The following is a 15,897-nucleotide window of genomic DNA, read 5'->3' as shown; positions in this document are numbered from 1 at the left end:
TCAGCGAGGTGGCATTATAGAGATTGCGATCACATTGGCAAGCCCTTTTTCTCGTTTTTTTTGATTTTTTTATCGTTTGGGTGTTTTTTATTCTAAAAGGCGAGTTTTCACTACTATTCTACCTCCATACACCCTGTAATCGCCCTGAATAAGGAAAAAAGATGAGCTCAATGAGAAGCTACAAAGGTATAAAGCCTGAACTTGGTGAGCGTGTTTACGTTGACCCAACCTCTGTTTTAGTCGGTGATATCCGAATTGGCGATGATTCTAGCATTTGGCCATTGGTAGCAGCGCGAGGCGATGTAAACCACATTCACATTGGTGATCGAACGAATATTCAAGATGGCAGTGTTTTGCATGTCACCCATAAGAACGCCGAAAACCCAAACGGCTACCCATTGATTATTGGTAATGACGTTACGATTGGCCACAAAGTGATGCTGCACGGTTGTGAGATCCACGATCGTGTTTTGGTTGGTATGGGAGCTATTGTTTTAGATGCTGTTGTAATTGAGTCAGAGGTGATGATCGGAGCAGGCAGTTTAGTGCCACCTGGGAAAGTATTAGAAAGTGGCTACTTATATGTTGGAAGCCCAGTAAAACAAGCTCGCCCTCTATCAGAAAAAGAACGAGCTTTCTTGCAAAAGTCTGCCAACAACTATGTGCAGAACAAAAACGACTACTTAAATGAAGTAAAAGACTTGAACTAAAACCCTGTTAACCGATGATGATATGGCCTTCTTCGTTGAAGGCTTCATCTTCTATTAGCTCTTCAGCCATTTCTTCTAGGTCGAATCTGTAATCAGTAAACACTTTAATTGCCGCTTGCTCAGTTTCAATCAGTGAACCACTGAGCTTTTCTAACTTTTGTTTCGTCACAAAGCACTCTATTAGTGCGCCTGATTGTTGCGCCGAAAAGTTTACCGATTGTGATACTTCATCCCATGATTGAATATCTGGGAATAAGATGGATTGATTCATCGCTTATTGACCTTCAAGATTCTTTCTTAGTTCTCTGAGAATTTGTTTGGCACCAGGACGTAAGCCACGCCAGAGCATAAAGCTTTCCGCAGCCTGCCCAACTAACATTCCAAGACCGTCATACGCATGAGCGGCACCATTCTCTTTTGCCCATAAGTTAAAGCTCGTCACCCCTTTGCCATAAATCATGTCATAGCTTGTACTGTTAGCGGCAAAGATGGAGGATGAAATAGTCGGCAGTTCACCACTAAGAGAAGCGGATGTGGAGTTAATGATGACATCATACTCTTCATCAATACTTGCCATCTCTTTGGCGAGGATAGGACCGTGAGAGACAAACAGCTCTGCGAGCTCTTGTGCTTTACTAAAGGTACGGTTGGTAATGGTTAAAGAGGTCGGCTTTTGATCGAGTAGTGGCTTAATAACACCACGAGCCGCACCACCAGCACCAATAATTAGGATTCGCGCACCTTCCAATACAACCTGATGCTGAAGCAGATCTTGCACTAAACCTGCACCATCAGTGTTGTCACCGATGATTTCACCATCGTCTAACTTCTTGAGGGTATTTACCGCGCCTGCTAACTGAGCCCGTTCTGTCAATCGACTAGCAAATTGATAAGCATCTTCTTTAAATGGCATAGTGATGTTGCACCCCTTGCCACCTTCAGCAAAAAACACCTTCGCCGCGTCAATAAAACCATCAACAGGTGCACTTTCTGCGGTATACACCAAAGATTGATTAGTTTGACGAGCAAACAAGGTGTGAATGAATGGCGACTTACTGTGTCCGATAGGATTACCAAACACGGCATAGCGATCGATTTGCTGGGTCATTTCCTTACCTTTGTTCCTTACTTAGATATAGAGAAAACAGGGCCACCTGATTACAGATGACCCTATCACTATCTATCTATATAGAAAAGGAGATTCCGTGCTTACCACTCTCGGGGCGTTAGGTATCGCTCGTAAAGTTCAGCTTCTGGCGATCCCGCTTCTGGCTCGTAGCAGTACTCCCAGCGAGCGAGCGGCGGCATTGACATCAGAATCGACTCAGTACGCCCACCACTTTGTAAACCAAATAAGGTGCCACGGTCATACACTAAGTTGAACTCTACGTAACGGCCGCGACGATATAGTTGGAATTCACGCTCACGCTCACCATACTCGATCTCTTTACGACGAGAAACGATCGGCAAATAAGCCTGGCAATAGCCTTCACCGACGGCTTTGATGTAAGCAAAACACTTATCAAACTCCCACTGGTTTAGATCATCAAAGAACAAACCGCCAACACCGCGAGTTTCATTACGATGTGGTAGGAAGAAATATTTGTCACACCATGCCTTATGCTCTTGGTAAACATCGTCACCAAATGGTGCACAAAGCTGTTTTGCAGTGTCGTGCCATGATTGGCAATCTTCTTCAAATGGGTAGAACGGTGTTAGGTCAAAACCACCACCAAACCACCAAATTGGGTCTTCGCCATCTTTTTCTGCAATAAAGAAGCGGACATTGGCGTGTGAAGTCGGTACATAAGGGTTTTTAGGGTGAATAACCAAAGAAACACCCATCGCTTCAAAACGACGACCCGCTAGCTCTGGGCGATGCGCTGTCGCAGATGCTGGCATTTCTTTCCCTTCCACATGCGAGAAGTTCACGCCTCCCTGCTCGAAAACAAGGCCATCACGCAAAACACGTGAGCGACCACCGCCACCCAGACGCTCTCCTTTTTCACGTTGCCATGCATCTTCGACAAAGACGGCCTTTCCATCTTCTTGTTCTAACTGCTGACAAATGGAGTCCTGAAGTGACATCAAGAACTGCTTTACGGCGTGCTTATCGATCGCTGACATACGTTATTACCTATTACGTGAAACCTAATGATGGCTGGCTAGCAGGGTTAACCCTGTCTTAATATTTGTGAAGTTTTGGCGTCACGAATCTCGCTGGGTTTATCACGACCGCTGGTCTCGCCACGAAGAATGGCGACCAGCTTATCACCCAACTGCTCTTCGACTTCTTCCGTGGTCATACACGGTGGTAAGCCGGAAAGATTCGCGCTGGTAGAGGTTAACGGCTTTCCGAATGCATTACACATTTTTTGCACCAAAGGATGATCAGTCACACGAACCGCAATTGAATCAAACTGCCCTGAAACCCAGTTGGATACTTTATCGCTCGCTGGCATGATCCAAGTGTATGGGCCTGGCCAAGTGGCATGAACAGTCTGTAATTGTTCTTCAGTCAACTGAGATTCATCAATATAAGGCAAGAGCTGATCATAACTTGCCGCGATGAGAATCAGCCCTTTTTCTACCGGACGCTGCTTGAGCTCTAATAGCTTTTGAATTGCTTCTGGGTTATCTGGATCACATCCGACACCAAAAACCCCTTCTGTTGGATAGGCAATCACTTCGCCTTGCTTGAGTGCGTTGAGCACTTGTTCAAAGTTATCCACCGACTACTTCCTATTTGTTTGACTGTGTTGTTTTCACTAAGTGTACAAATATTCATTCTCAGACACTAAAGCAATTTTTTTATAAAATGTATCAATAGCGCCAACAACAAGACGCAAACGTTTGCTTGAGATAAAAATCCCCGTATAATGCGCACAAATTTATAGCTCACCTAATTTTTTGCAGCTTAAAGGAGTTTGAGATGAAAGTCGGTATCATCATGGGTTCTAAATCCGATTGGCCAACCATGAAACTAGCAGCATACATGCTAGATCAATTTGGCGTGCCTTACGAAACAAAAGTCGTGTCAGCACACCGAACTCCTCAATTACTGGCTGACTACGCTAGTGGCGCAAAAGAACGCGGCATCAAAGTTATCATCGCAGGCGCAGGTGGTGCAGCCCACCTACCAGGTATGGCGGCGGCGTTTACTAGTTTGCCAGTGCTTGGGGTTCCCGTTCAGTCTCGTGCACTGAAAGGTATGGATTCACTGCTTTCTATTGTACAGATGCCAAAGGGAATTGCGGTTGGTACATTGGCGATTGGCGAAGCGGGCGCAGCAAACGCCGGTATCCTAGCAGCGCAAATCCTAGGCACTCATGATGAAAACATCATGGCGAAGGTAGAAGCATTCCGTAATGAGCAAACGGAAACAGTTCTCGCAAATCCAAACCCTGCAGAGGATTAATCAGATGCATGTACTGGTTCTTGGTGCGGGTCAGTTGGCTCGTATGATGTCTCTGGCTGGTGCGCCACTGAATATTCAAATTTCAGCTTACGATGTCACCAGCGGTGATGTCGTTCACCCTTTAACTCAACAGGTACTTGGCCATGGCTTGGAAAATGCGATTACGCAAGTTGATGTGATTACTGCCGAGTTCGAGCATATTCCACATGACGTGCTCAAGGTTTGCGAAGCGAGCGGCAAGTTCCTACCAAGTACGCAAGCCATCAAAGCAGGTGGTGATCGCCGTATTGAAAAAGCACTGCTTGATGATGCCGGCGTGCGCAACGCGAAATACTACGTCATTGAAACTCGTGAAGACTTTGACCGCGCAATTGAACACGTTGGTATGCCAATGGTTCTGAAAAGTGCATTAGGTGGTTACGATGGTAAAGGCCAATGGCGCTTAAAAGAAGCTTCTCAAGTCGACGACATTTGGACTGAGATGTCGGAGTGCATCGCGGCAACACCAACTCAAGCGATTGTTGCTGAAGAGTTTGTTCCTTTTAACCGCGAAGTATCACTGGTTGGTGCTCGAAGCAAAGATGGCAGTGTGGAAGTGTATCCTCTGGCAGAGAACGTCCACACCAACGGTGTATTGAGTCTTTCTACTGCGATTGATGCGCCAGGGTTACAGGAACAAGCAAAGCAAATGTTCACGGCAGTCGCAGATAGCCTAGATTACGTTGGCGTATTAGCGCTTGAGTTCTTTGATGTCGATGGGGCACTTTTAGTGAATGAGATTGCTCCACGCGTGCACAACTCTGGTCACTGGACACAGCAAGGTGCAGAAACGTGTCAGTTTGAAAACCATCTGCGCGCAGTGTGCGGCTTACCATTAGGCAGTACGAAATTGGTTCGTGAAACCTCAATGATTAATATTCTTGGTGAAGACACACTACCAGAAGCATTGTTATTAATGGATGGTTGCCACATTCATTGGTATGGCAAAGAGAAACGTGCAGGTCGCAAGATGGGACACATCAACGTGTGTGGCGACTACCCAGGAGAATTGCACCGTAGGTTGTGCGCTCTGGCAGACATCTTAGACCCAATAGCTTTCCCAGCCGTGCAAGCGTTCGCTAAACAGCCTCAACACTAACGTTTGGCAGCAAAAAAACAAAAAAGGGTCGCACGATGCGACCCTTTTCAATTCCTTTAATTCATTTACCCTTGCTGGGTGTGCTGACACTTACGATTAGCACATTGCAATTTCACACCACTGGCAAGTTTCTTCTCCACCAACAGAGTAAAACCACACTCTTCGCATCGCCCCTTGACCGGAGCAAGGTTCACAGCAAATTTGCATTTAGGGTAGTTATCACACGCGTAGAAGGTTTTGCCAAATCGGGTTTTACGCTCAACCAAATGTCCTTTGCCACATTCAGGGCAAGCGTGTTGCTCTTGTGACTGCGCCTCTGGCTCTGGTTGATTAATCGACTCAATATGATGACAAGCCGGGTAGTTACTACAACCGACAAACATGCCGTAGCGCCCTTGGCGGAGTACCAACTCATTGCCACACTCAGGACAAGGCACACCCAACTCTTTCACGATGTGCCCATCATTGCTGTGTAGCGGTTTAATGTAATCACAGCTTGGGTAATGGTTACAGCCGAGAAATGGGCCATGTTTTCCGTGCTTGAGAGTCAGCTCACCACCACATTTTGGACACGGCTCGTGCTCCAAAGCGTGTTCATGGGCAGAGAAAAGGGTGTTGTCGATTTTACTACTCATACTTACCGTTTCGTGAAAAACACACAAAAAGACAAACTCGCGTTTATTCTAGTTAAACTCGAACTTGCCCAGATGGTTAGTGAAGAATCCCTTGTTCCTTGGTGTACAACAGCTCTTCCATTAGCGTGTAAGCGTTTTCGTTGCCAGGCACATTAAACAGCACCATCAGAATGATCCATTTGAGATCTTCAAGCTCAAACTCACTCGTTTCTAATCCCATCACTCGGTCAATCACCATTTCGCGAGTTTCTGTGGTTAACACATTGATTTGCTCGAGAAACAATAGAAAACCTCGGCATTCCAAATCTAAACGCTGCATCTCTTTCGCTGTGTAGATACGAGTTGATGACGAAGCCATGCAAGTCGAGATTGCAGAAGAGGTGTCACTTTGCTGCAATGCGGCAAGCTCTTCTAACCAGACAAGGGCTTTGTAGATATCTTTTTGTTGGAAGCCTGCACGAAGCAACTCTTCTTCCAACTCGTCTTGTTCGACCTGTAACTCTGCATCGCTATGGATGTAGGTTTCGAATAGATACATCAGTATATCCATCATCATAGCTAGCCCCTCCCCTTTCGAATATAGCCACCTGAAACCGCAACGACATGCCCAGAGAGTTCTAACTCTAAGAGCTGCATCATGACTTCTTGGACAGGTATATTGGTCCTGTTTGCAAGAATATCAACCGGTGTAGCTTCACTTCCTACGTTAGCTAACAGCTGAGGAAATGGCAATTCTTCTTCATCATTTAACGTAGAAAATAAATCGGTACTCTGATTAATAGACCAATCAAGCAAGGACTGTATTTCATCTAAGACATCTTTCGTCTTTTCTACGAGGCAAGCGCCATGACGTATCAACTGGTTTCCACCGCAGGCATTGGGGGCATTGATTGACGCTGGCAGCGCAAATACTTCTCGACCTTGCTCAAGCGCGTAACGAGCTGTAATTAACGAGCCGCTCTTTTTCGCCGCCTCGACGACCAGTACACCAAGCGATAATCCACTAATAATACGATTACGACGCGGGAAGTTTTCTGGGCGCGGCTTGGCATTAGGCCGAAACTCAGACACCAAAGCCCCATGTTCAATAACACGTTGCGCTAAACCACGATGACGTGCCGGATAAATATTTTCTAAGCCAGATCCTAGCACCGCAATCGTCTTACCACCCGCTTGCAACGCACCATCATGCGCATGACCATCAATGCCTAAAGCGAGACCACTGGTGACAATAAAATCGTGCTGAACAAACTCTGCAGCAAACTGACGTGCATGCTGTAATCCATCAATACTCGCATTTCGACTTCCAACCATCGCGATTTGTGGCTGAGAAAGACAAGTAGGGTTTCCTTGAACAAAAAGTAGAGGTGGCGGTGCAACGATTTGTTTGAGCTGAGGTGGATAACACGGGTCAGTCAGTGTCAGGATATGATGATTTGTAGAAGCCTCAAGCCAGCTTAAACAAGCATCGACTTCTTTATCTGTTGAAGCCCAAGCTTGAATTTGCTTAGTTGTTAACCCAAGTTGTTGTAGCTGTTCAGGAGAGAAGTTTACGATGTTACGTGGCGTGTCTCTTGCCAGTAGCTTATTCATTTTGACGCCGCCAATGCCTGGCAAACAACTCAGTTTTAACCAGGCAGCGAGATCATCGTTATTTCGTCGATTCATCGATGGTTAATTCGTCCGCCAACGGTGACACCACCGAAATATCTTGGTTAATGGGTTTCGTACTGTTAGTGATCAGTGCCAAGCTAAAGTACTCATAAGGACGAATGACCAGCAACTCACCAACTTTGCTTTGAGGCAAAGTAATTTTCTTATCAAGCACGCCAAACTCTTTCTTGAACTCATCGCCGTCTTTGTAAACTGGGTGCGCGTCTTCTTTTAAATCAAACACACTGCCTTGCTTGAGATTGTCTGACGTGCCTTTATCAATCACCACGACTTGGTTAGTTGAACTAAAGCGAATACCTTCGATATTACCTAGCAACTTTGCAGAACTGCCTTGTGGCGACGGCAGCGGATAGAACGTAGTCGTGAAGTCAGTATTCTCAACCGATTGATTTGGCAACGCGATATCGTTACGTAGGATTTCTTGCATTTGCGATGTAAGCTTCAAACCTGAATAATCACTCGAAGCTTCAACGAGCTCGCCTTTGGCAATCAAACGCAGCGCGGTAATCTCTTCGAACACATCGTCACGCGAAAAGGTAGCTACTGGTCGGTAAATAGCCCAACCTGTCGCGGTCTGATTGCCATTGATATACAGCACATCTTCTGCAGTCAGATACTTACTGCCTTTGCTGCTACCCATCACTTTTGCTGCTCTGTTCAACGAATCTTTATCTAGCAACCGATCCGATTTAAGGTAAGGCATCACCAAACCTTCCGCGACCGTTGGTACGGCTTTCTTTTCTGTGATGCGAGCTTTCGGGCTCAGCTTCTTAACCGGTTTTAGGCTCAACACGGGCTGACCGTTAATCCACACCAAAGACAGCTTGTCACCGGGATAAATTAAATGAGGGTTATCGATTTCCGGGTTTACTTGCCATAAACGAGGCCACAACCACGGGCTATCTAAGTACATGGCCGAAATATCCCATAGCGTATCGCCCTTCACAACTACATATGTTTGTGGCGCATCATCTTTAACAGTCAGTGGGTTCGCATCCACATTTGCTACAGCGTTGAAAGAGAAAAGTAACGGCAACGTAACACTGGCAACGTTGCGGAAAATTCGATTCATGACCCTCGTCCTTGGTCTATTAAGCAGGAACCAGAATGGAAATTGGTGCAAGGATGCTGTCATTTAGGCTATAAAATGTCTAGAATTGAGCCAACAAGGTTTGTGCTGTTTCGGCACAGTTCAATATTTCGAGTGAATATGTCTGTATTACAAGTATTAACATTCCCGGATGATCGCCTGCGCACAGTCGCAAAGCCTGTTGAAGCGGTGACACCTGAGATTCAAAAAATCGTCGATGACATGATTGAAACCATGTACGACGAAGAAGGTATTGGCCTTGCTGCAACGCAGGTTGATATCCACAAACGTATCGTAGTGATTGATATTTCAGAAACTCGCGATGAGCCGATGGTGCTAATCAACCCTGAGATTCTGGAAAAGCGTGGCGAAGATGGCATCGAAGAAGGCTGTCTGTCGGTACCAGGTGCACGCGCACTTGTGCCTCGCGCTGCAGAAGTTACCGTTAAAGCACTGGATCGTGATGGCAAAGAGTTCACCTTTGAAGCCGACGACCTGCTAGCGATTTGTGTTCAACACGAGCTTGATCACCTACAAGGTAAGCTATTCGTGGATTACCTATCACCACTGAAACGCAAACGCATTCAGGACAAGCTAGCGAAAATCAAACGCTTTAACGAGAAGCAGCAAAACGCTTAATCTCGAACCATACCAATTAGAAGGAAGTCTACCTTGAGTCAGTCTTTACGAATTGTCTTTGCAGGTACTCCGGATTTCGCCGCCCGTCACTTGGCGGCGTTGTTGTCTTCGGAGCATGAAGTCATCGCGGTTTACACAAACCCAGATCGTCCAGCGGGTCGTGGCAAAAAATTGGCTGCGCCACCGGTAAAACAACTGGCGCTAGAACACAATATCCCGGTTTACCAACCTGAAAGCTTTAAGTCCGACGAAGCGAAACAAGAACTTGCCGATCTGAACGCCGACCTCATGGTTGTCGTGGCGTACGGTATGCTGCTGCCACAAGCGGTTCTTGATACCCCTAAACTGGGTTGTATCAACGTACATGGTTCTATCCTACCTCGTTGGCGTGGTGCGGCTCCAATCCAACGCTCTATTTGGGCGGGCGATGCAGAAACTGGCGTGACCATCATGCAGATGGACATCGGTCTCGACACTGGTGATATGCTGAAGATTGCAACTCTGCCAATCGAAGCGACAGATACCAGCGCTTCAATGTATGAAAAATTGGCTGAGCTTGGTCCAGAAGCCCTGATTGACTGCCTAGCAGACATTGCTGCGGGTAAAGCAGTGCCAGTGAAGCAAGACGATGAGCTCGCGAACTACGCGAAAAAGCTCAGCAAAGAAGAAGCACGCATCAACTGGAACGACGATGCGGCGCACATTGAGCGCTGTATTCGTGCGTTTAACCCATGGCCAATGAGCCACTTTGAGGCGGCAGAAAATAGCATCAAAGTATGGCAAAGCCGTGTGGCAGAGCAAACCAGTGACAAACCAGCTGGCACCATCGTGCAAGCAGATAAAGCCGGTATTTATGTTGCGACAGGCAACGGCGTGCTGGTGCTAGAGCAACTGCAAGTACCTGGCAAAAAAGCCATGTCAGTTCAGGATATTCTGAACTCACGTGCAGCTTGGTTTGAAGTTGGCACTCTGCTGGTTTAAGCCATACTAGGGGTTATTATCCCCAATAATACGAACTTTTAGAGGGCAGAGATGCCCTCCTTTACTTTAAGGTACTCATCATGAATGTTCGCGCTGCGGCTGCTAACGTCCTGTATCTTGTCGTCGACAAGGGCCACTCACTTTCAAGCGCTCTTCCAGCGGCTCAGCAAACGGTACGACCTCGTGACCATGCTCTGCTACAAGAGATCTGTTACGGTGCGCTACGTTACCTCCCTCGCCTAGAAATGATCGCAAACCAGTTGATGGATAAGCCCCTCAAAGGCAAACAACGTGTATTCCATCACTTAATTCTGGTTGGTATTTACCAACTGAGCTTCATGCGTATTCCTGCGCACGCAGCAGTTGGTGAAACGGTTGAAGGCACTAAAGAGCTGAAAGGTCCTCGTCTGCGTGGTTTGATTAACGCTGTATTGCGTAACTACCAGCGCAACCAAGAAGAACTCGACCAAATGGCCGTCAGCAACAACGCTGGCAAGTACGGTCACCCAAGCTGGTTACTAAAACTGCTGCAAGAGGCCTACCCACAGCAATGGGAAAGCATTGTGGAAGCAAATAACCAAAAAGCACCAATGTGGCTGCGTGTGAATCACCAACATCACACTCGTGATGAATACCTTGCGCTACTCAAAAATGAAAACATTGATAGCACGCCACACACAGAAGCAATGGACGCCATAAAATTGGCCGCGCCATGTGACGTGATGAAGCTACCTGGTTTTGAAAAAGGTTGGGTTTCGGTCCAAGATGCGGCGGCGCAGCTCTCGATCAACTACCTAAAACCACAAGACGGCGAACTGATTTTAGATTGCTGTGCAGCGCCAGGTGGCAAGACGGCGCACATTCTAGAGCGCACGTCAGGCAGTGAAGTGGTCGCGATTGACTGCGACGACACACGCTTGAAACGTGTGCATGAAAACCTGAAGCGTCTCAACCTTCAGGCAAAAGTGGTTTGCGGTGATGCGCGTAATCCACAAGAATGGTGGCAAGGCGAGCAATTTGATCGCATTTTGCTGGATGCCCCATGTTCTGCGACTGGCGTGATTCGTCGTCACCCAGACATCAAATGGCTACGTCGTGCAGACGACATCGCCGCATTAGCAGAGCTGCAAAGTGAAATTTTTGATGCCATGTGGACGCAACTGAAGCCCGGCGGCACAATGGTTTACGCGACTTGTTCAATCACACCGCAAGAAAACGTGGAGCAAGTAAAAGCGTTTTTAGCACGTACCGCGGATGCGCAACTGCTGGATTCTGATCCCGACCAGCCTGGTCGTCAAATTCTACCAGGCGAAGAAGATATGGATGGTTTCTACTACGCAGTGCTAACTAAAACACACGCGTAACAGCATGCTAAATAGGGCGATTGAAGCGATTTCAATCGCCTTTTTCAGATACGAGAAAAGAGTATGAAGATCATTATTCTTGGTGCAGGTCAGGTTGGCGGCACACTGGCAGAAAACCTAGTGGGTGAAAACAACGACATCACCATCGTCGACAATAATGCCGACCGACTGCGTGAATTGCAGGACAAATACGACCTACGTGTGGTCAATGGCCATGCGAGCCATCCAGACGTGCTACACGAAGCTGGCGCGCAAGACGCCGATATGCTCGTCGCAGTAACCAACACTGATGAAACCAACATGGCCGCCTGTCAGGTCGCGTTCACTCTATTCAATACCCCAAACCGCGTTGCGCGTATTCGCTCTCCAGAATACTTGGCAGAAAAAGAAGCCCTGTTTAAATCTGGCGCCATTCCTGTTGATCACCTTATCGCACCAGAAGAACTCGTCACGAGCTACATCGAACGTCTGATCCAATACCCAGGCGCGCTGCAAGTGGTGAGCTTTGCTGAACAGAAAGTCAGCCTAGTGGCGGTGAAAGCCTACTATGGTGGCCCGCTGGTGGGTAATGCGTTGTCTGCTTTGCGTGAGCACATGCCGCACATTGATACCCGTGTGGCGGCGATTTTCCGTCAAGGCCGTCCGATTCGCCCACAAGGTACCACCATCATTGAAGCCGACGATGAAGTGTTCTTCGTCGCCGCAAGCAACCACATTCGCTCAGTGATGAGTGAGCTTCAGCGCCTAGAAAAACCGTACCGCCGCATCATGATTGTTGGCGGGGGTAACATCGGCGCAAGCTTGGCAAAACGCCTAGAGCAAACTTACAGCGTGAAGCTGATTGAGCGTAACTACCAGCGTGCAGAAAAGCTCTCTGAGCAACTAGAAAATACCATCGTGTTCTGCGGTGATGCGGCAGACCAAGAGCTTCTCTCGGAAGAGAACATCGACCAAGTCGACGTTTTCATCGCGCTGACCAACGAAGATGAAACCAACATCATGTCTGCAATGTTGGCAAAACGCATGGGCGCTAAAAAAGTGATGGTGCTGATCCAACGTGGCGCTTATGTAGACCTGGTACAAGGCGGCGTAATTGATGTAGCAATCTCACCTCAGCAAGCCACTATTTCAGCCTTGCTAACGCACGTTCGTCGCGCTGATATCGTAAACGTGTCCTCACTTCGCCGCGGCGCTGCGGAAGCGATTGAAGCCGTCGCTCACGGTGATGAAAGTACATCTAAAGTGGTTGGACGTGCGATTGGAGATATAAAGCTTCCACCTGGGACCACCATTGGTGCTATCGTTCGTGGCGAAGAAGTTCTTATTGCCCACGACCGTACGGTCATCGAGCAGGATGACCATGTGGTGATGTTCCTGGTCAACAAAAAATACGTATCAGACGTCGAAGCGCTATTCCAGCCGAGTCCATTCTTCCTCTAGGATTTTCCTATGGTCAACTTACGTCCCGTACTGTTTGTTATCGGGCTGGTTTTATCCAAACTGGCCCTGTTTATGTACGTGCCGACTTTGGTCGCTTTCTTTACCGGTACGGGGGGATTCCTCGATTTCGCCCAAGCCGTTGTGATCACGCACCTTGCCGCCTTCATCTGCCTAACGATAGGTCGAACCGCCAAGTTCAAACTCAGCGTACGCGATATGTTCCTCATCACCAGTTTGGTTTGGACCATCGCGAGTGCGTTTGCCGCCTTGCCATTTGTGTTTATCAACCACATCAGCTTCACCGACGCCTACTTCGAAACGATGTCGGGTATCACCACGACGGGCTCAACGGTGCTCAGTGGCCTAGACAACATGGCGCCGAGCATATTGCTGTGGCGCTCTATTTTACAATGGCTTGGTGGCATTGGTTTTATCGTGATGGCGGTAGCAGTGTTACCTATGCTGAATGTCGGTGGTATGAAGCTATTCCAAACCGAATCATCAGATTGGTCGGATAAAAGTAGTCCAAGAGCGAAAACGGTCGCCAAAAACATCGTAGCGGTTTATTTGATGCTAACGGGCCTATGTATTTTGGGCTACTTGATCACCGGCATGAACCTGTTCGAAGCAATCAACCATGCCTTTACTACGCTATCGACGGGTGGATACTCTACATCTGATGGGTCAATGAACCACTTCTCTAATGGCGCACATTGGGTGGCCACTACCTTTATGTTCTTAGGTGGTTTGCCGTTTTTGCTCTTTATCGCCGCGTTACGTAAACGCCGTATTGATGTGTTGGTTAACGACGCTCAAGTTAGAGGATTTGCGTACCTGTTCGTATTCTCAAGCTTAGTGATTTCAGCTTGGTTAGTGATTCGAGATGGGTACACCATTTTGGATGCCCTGCGAGTGTCGATGTTTAATATTGTCTCTGTCGTCACCACAACTGGCTTTGGCTTAGAAGACTTCACCGCATGGGGCGCATTACCCACCACTCTTTTCGCATTCTTAATGATGGCGGGGGCATGCTCAGGCTCAACGTCTGGCGGGATCAAAATCTTCCGCTTCCAAATTGCAATGACGCTGCTAAACAAACAAATGATGAAGTTGATTCACCCTTCAGGAGTGTTTGTACAGCGTTATAACCAGCGACCGGTGAATGATGATATTGTTCGCTCAGTGGTGGCATTTGGCTTGATGTTTTTTATCACTATTATCTTTATCGCGGGTTGTTTAAGTGCACTAGGCCTCGACCCTGTGACCAGTATTTCTGGCTCAATCACCGCCGTTGCCAATGTTGGCCCTGGTATGGGCAGTGTGATTGGCCCAACAGGCAACTTCGCGCCTCTGCCCGATACTGCCAAATGGCTCTTAAGCTTTGGGATGTTAATGGGCCGCTTGGAAATTCTGACTATTCTTGTACTGTTCTTTCCTGCGTTTTGGCGCCGCTAAGCAGACTCTAATTAAAAGGTATAACAATGAAAACATGGATTACTCTGGCGACCCTACTTGCCGCCTCATCCACATACGCCGCCGAGGTCATCACTTTAGCCGATGGTCGAGAAGTGAAGCTGAACGATGACTTTACCTGGGAATACGTCATGAAAAAACCGGCGCAGCAAGCGACGGAGACACAAACAACAGCAAGCGTAGTTGAAACAATCGCAGCTCCTGCGATTGCGACAATTCCAGTGGTAACGAAAACCGTTGGCACGACCGTGGTGGTAAACGCCAAAAAGCCAACCATGCAGCTATCAGATTCAGGTGTGGATGTATTGATTGGTTCAGCAAGCTATCAAAGCGGTGAGCTTATTTTACCTACATCAATCACTAACCAAAGCTCTCAATCTGTCATTCAAGTGGAAGTTGAGGTGCAAGTGTTTGATATGTCTGGTCAGCAACTGGCAAAAGAAAACGTGACTGTTTGGCAATCCATCAAGCGCATGGCGGATACCTACCTGCGACCACAGCAAGCGGAACAAGGTAAGAGCATTAAATTGGCTGTACCGCAATCACAGCAATACCAGTTTTCTGCCAAAGTGCTAGAGGTAAAAACTCGCTAATACGTGTTTAATATTCTTTGTTGAGCCTATCGGCTAGATAGGCTCAACAAAGTAATAAATCGCAAAGAAATGGCACACGCAGCCAGCCAAAACAAAGCCGTGCCAGATCGCATGGTTAAAGGGAATGCGCTTCGCAACGTAGAAAATCACCCCCAGTGAATACACAATTCCACCAGCGGCAAGCAGTGTAAGTCCGCCGACATCCAAGTTAATAGCTAATTGATAAATCACAATCAGCGATAACCATCCCATCACCAAATACGTCATCAAAGAAAGCTTTTTAAATCGATAGACGAACGCAACTTTCATGATGATGCCAATCAACGCAATGCTCCAAATAACGATCATCAACCCAAATGCTAGAGGTGTTCTTAAGCTGACTAACAAGAAAGGGGTATAGCTGCCTGCTATCAAAAGATAAATAGCACAATGGTCGAAGGTTTTTAGCCAACGTTTCGCTTTGGGATGAGGGATCGCATGATAGAGCGTCGAGGCCAAAAATAGCACGATAATACTCGCACCATAAATCGCCATACTGGTAAGCGTTAAAGTGTCAGCTTGATGGTCTATGGCTTTAACTAACAGCAGTATCAAGCCAACAATACCAAAAATCATCCCTATACCGTGGGTGATGGTATTGGCCAGTTCTTCACGTTGACTGTATTGAGGTTTCTGCAGCTCGGACATCAATGCGCCTATACTAGAGTTTGAAATTTGCTCTAGTATGGCACATTAGGCTTAC

Annotated in this window: 18 protein-coding genes; 9 read left to right on the top strand and 9 right to left on the bottom strand. The window is 47.3% G+C overall.

Annotated features, from left to right (window positions below):
* Window positions 1–161 precede the first annotated feature (161 nt).
* Entirely contained in the window at window positions 162–710 is a 549-nt protein-coding gene (locus R7O12_RS21865) for a gamma carbonic anhydrase family protein (protein WP_005379096.1), read from the top strand.
* Between the two features lie 7 nt (window positions 711–717).
* Here the strand turns inward: R7O12_RS21865 and R7O12_RS21860 are convergent, their stop codons facing one another.
* The 4 genes from R7O12_RS21860 to R7O12_RS21845 form a co-directional block, all read right to left on the bottom strand.
* Window positions 718–981, bottom strand: a complete 264-nt coding sequence (locus R7O12_RS21860) for a DUF1488 domain-containing protein (RefSeq protein WP_005379090.1) — start codon at window positions 979–981, stop codon at window positions 718–720.
* A gap of 3 nt (window positions 982–984) precedes the next feature.
* Window positions 985–1,818, bottom strand: a complete 834-nt coding sequence (gene aroE, locus R7O12_RS21855; protein ID WP_017821584.1) for a shikimate dehydrogenase — start codon at window positions 1,816–1,818, stop codon at window positions 985–987.
* Window positions 1,819–1,919: 101 nt separating this feature from the next.
* Window positions 1,920–2,837 carry an oxygen-dependent coproporphyrinogen oxidase gene (gene hemF, locus R7O12_RS21850; RefSeq protein ID WP_047104448.1) on the bottom strand — a complete coding sequence of 306 codons (918 nt, stop codon included), beginning with the start codon at window positions 2,835–2,837 and terminating at the stop codon, window positions 1,920–1,922.
* Window positions 2,838–2,884: 47 nt separating this feature from the next.
* Window positions 2,885–3,442, bottom strand: coding sequence for an L-threonylcarbamoyladenylate synthase (locus R7O12_RS21845; RefSeq protein WP_005379084.1), 558 nt, complete (start codon window positions 3,440–3,442; stop codon window positions 2,885–2,887).
* Between the two features lie 200 nt (window positions 3,443–3,642).
* On the opposite strand from R7O12_RS21845, the gene purE reads away from it, so the two are divergent.
* On the top strand, window positions 3,643–4,128 hold the full coding sequence (gene purE, locus R7O12_RS21840) for a 5-(carboxyamino)imidazole ribonucleotide mutase (protein WP_215810055.1): 486 nt from the start codon (window positions 3,643–3,645) through the stop codon (window positions 4,126–4,128).
* Window positions 4,129–4,132: 4 nt separating this feature from the next.
* Window positions 4,133–5,266, top strand: coding sequence for a 5-(carboxyamino)imidazole ribonucleotide synthase (locus R7O12_RS21835; RefSeq protein ID WP_238764915.1), 1,134 nt, complete (start codon window positions 4,133–4,135; stop codon window positions 5,264–5,266).
* Between the two features lie 65 nt (window positions 5,267–5,331).
* On the opposite strand, the gene R7O12_RS21830 is transcribed toward R7O12_RS21835, so the two are convergent.
* From R7O12_RS21830 to R7O12_RS21815, 4 genes are all read right to left on the bottom strand, one after another.
* Window positions 5,332–5,901, bottom strand: a complete 570-nt coding sequence (locus R7O12_RS21830) for a type I DNA topoisomerase (protein WP_053350677.1) — start codon at window positions 5,899–5,901, stop codon at window positions 5,332–5,334.
* Between the two features lie 76 nt (window positions 5,902–5,977).
* Entirely contained in the window at window positions 5,978–6,457 is a 480-nt protein-coding gene (locus R7O12_RS21825; protein WP_005379074.1) for a DUF494 family protein, read from the bottom strand.
* Between the two features lie 2 nt (window positions 6,458–6,459).
* Window positions 6,460–7,569 (bottom strand): DNA-processing protein DprA, encoded by a 1,110-nt coding sequence (dprA, locus tag R7O12_RS21820; protein ID WP_213894300.1) that lies wholly within the window; start codon window positions 7,567–7,569, stop codon window positions 6,460–6,462.
* Entirely contained in the window at window positions 7,553–8,647 is a 1,095-nt protein-coding gene (locus tag R7O12_RS21815) for a LysM peptidoglycan-binding domain-containing protein (protein WP_318126370.1), read from the bottom strand. The genes dprA and R7O12_RS21815 overlap by 17 nt, the downstream gene beginning before the upstream one ends.
* Before the next feature lie 138 nt (window positions 8,648–8,785).
* Here R7O12_RS21815 and def point away from each other — a divergent pair, with 138 nt between their 5' ends.
* From def to R7O12_RS21785, 6 genes are all read left to right on the top strand, one after another.
* Window positions 8,786–9,304: a peptide deformylase gene (def, locus tag R7O12_RS21810; protein ID WP_005379068.1), complete on the top strand. Its 519-nt coding sequence runs from the start codon at window positions 8,786–8,788 to the stop codon at window positions 9,302–9,304.
* A gap of 33 nt (window positions 9,305–9,337) precedes the next feature.
* Entirely contained in the window at window positions 9,338–10,285 is a 948-nt protein-coding gene (gene fmt, locus R7O12_RS21805; protein ID WP_318126368.1) for a methionyl-tRNA formyltransferase, read from the top strand.
* Between the two features lie 80 nt (window positions 10,286–10,365).
* Entirely contained in the window at window positions 10,366–11,649 is a 1,284-nt protein-coding gene (gene rsmB, locus R7O12_RS21800) for a 16S rRNA (cytosine(967)-C(5))-methyltransferase RsmB (RefSeq protein ID WP_025628789.1), read from the top strand.
* A 63-nt stretch (window positions 11,650–11,712) separates the two neighbouring features.
* Window positions 11,713–13,089 (top strand): Trk system potassium transporter TrkA, encoded by a 1,377-nt coding sequence (gene trkA, locus R7O12_RS21795; protein WP_005379062.1) that lies wholly within the window; start codon window positions 11,713–11,715, stop codon window positions 13,087–13,089.
* A 9-nt stretch (window positions 13,090–13,098) separates the two neighbouring features.
* On the top strand, window positions 13,099–14,544 hold the full coding sequence (locus tag R7O12_RS21790; protein ID WP_017821575.1) for a TrkH family potassium uptake protein: 1,446 nt from the start codon (window positions 13,099–13,101) through the stop codon (window positions 14,542–14,544).
* A 26-nt stretch (window positions 14,545–14,570) separates the two neighbouring features.
* The gene (locus R7O12_RS21785; RefSeq protein WP_005379050.1) at window positions 14,571–15,155 is read left to right on the top strand and encodes a DUF3157 family protein; all 585 of its coding nucleotides are present in this window, start codon (window positions 14,571–14,573) and stop codon (window positions 15,153–15,155) included.
* Between the two features lie 33 nt (window positions 15,156–15,188).
* Here the strand turns inward: R7O12_RS21785 and trhA are convergent, their stop codons facing one another.
* Window positions 15,189–15,842 (bottom strand): PAQR family membrane homeostasis protein TrhA, encoded by a 654-nt coding sequence (trhA, locus tag R7O12_RS21780; RefSeq protein ID WP_005379047.1) that lies wholly within the window; start codon window positions 15,840–15,842, stop codon window positions 15,189–15,191.
* Window positions 15,843–15,897: the final 55 nt, after the last annotated feature.

The sequence above is a fragment of the Vibrio sp. Vb1574 genome, from assembly GCF_033338675.1.
Note: the sequence above shows the minus strand (reverse complement) of the source record. Positions and strands in the feature narration are given on the sequence as shown.

Coding starts and splice junctions, on each gene's coding strand:
- purE (WP_215810055.1), top strand. CDS start 3,643: ATGAAAGTCGGTATCATCATGGGTTCTAAATCCGATTGGCCAACCATG.
- rsmB (WP_025628789.1), top strand. CDS start 10,366: ATGAATGTTCGCGCTGCGGCTGCTAACGTCCTGTATCTTGTCGTCGAC.
- R7O12_RS21835 (WP_238764915.1), top strand. CDS start 4,133: ATGCATGTACTGGTTCTTGGTGCGGGTCAGTTGGCTCGTATGATGTCT.
- dprA (WP_213894300.1), bottom strand. CDS start 7,569: ATGAATCGACGAAATAACGATGATCTCGCTGCCTGGTTAAAACTGAGT.
- hemF (WP_047104448.1), bottom strand. CDS start 2,837: ATGTCAGCGATCGATAAGCACGCCGTAAAGCAGTTCTTGATGTCACTT.
- R7O12_RS21825 (WP_005379074.1), bottom strand. CDS start 6,457: ATGATGATGGATATACTGATGTATCTATTCGAAACCTACATCCATAGC.
- R7O12_RS21815 (WP_318126370.1), bottom strand. CDS start 8,647: ATGAATCGAATTTTCCGCAACGTTGCCAGTGTTACGTTGCCGTTACTT.
- aroE (WP_017821584.1), bottom strand. CDS start 1,818: ATGACCCAGCAAATCGATCGCTATGCCGTGTTTGGTAATCCTATCGGA.
- R7O12_RS21785 (WP_005379050.1), top strand. CDS start 14,571: ATGAAAACATGGATTACTCTGGCGACCCTACTTGCCGCCTCATCCACA.
- R7O12_RS21860 (WP_005379090.1), bottom strand. CDS start 981: ATGAATCAATCCATCTTATTCCCAGATATTCAATCATGGGATGAAGTA.
- trhA (WP_005379047.1), bottom strand. CDS start 15,842: ATGTCCGAGCTGCAGAAACCTCAATACAGTCAACGTGAAGAACTGGCC.
- trkA (WP_005379062.1), top strand. CDS start 11,713: ATGAAGATCATTATTCTTGGTGCAGGTCAGGTTGGCGGCACACTGGCA.
- R7O12_RS21790 (WP_017821575.1), top strand. CDS start 13,099: ATGGTCAACTTACGTCCCGTACTGTTTGTTATCGGGCTGGTTTTATCC.
- R7O12_RS21830 (WP_053350677.1), bottom strand. CDS start 5,901: ATGAGTAGTAAAATCGACAACACCCTTTTCTCTGCCCATGAACACGCT.
- R7O12_RS21865 (WP_005379096.1), top strand. CDS start 162: ATGAGCTCAATGAGAAGCTACAAAGGTATAAAGCCTGAACTTGGTGAG.
- def (WP_005379068.1), top strand. CDS start 8,786: ATGTCTGTATTACAAGTATTAACATTCCCGGATGATCGCCTGCGCACA.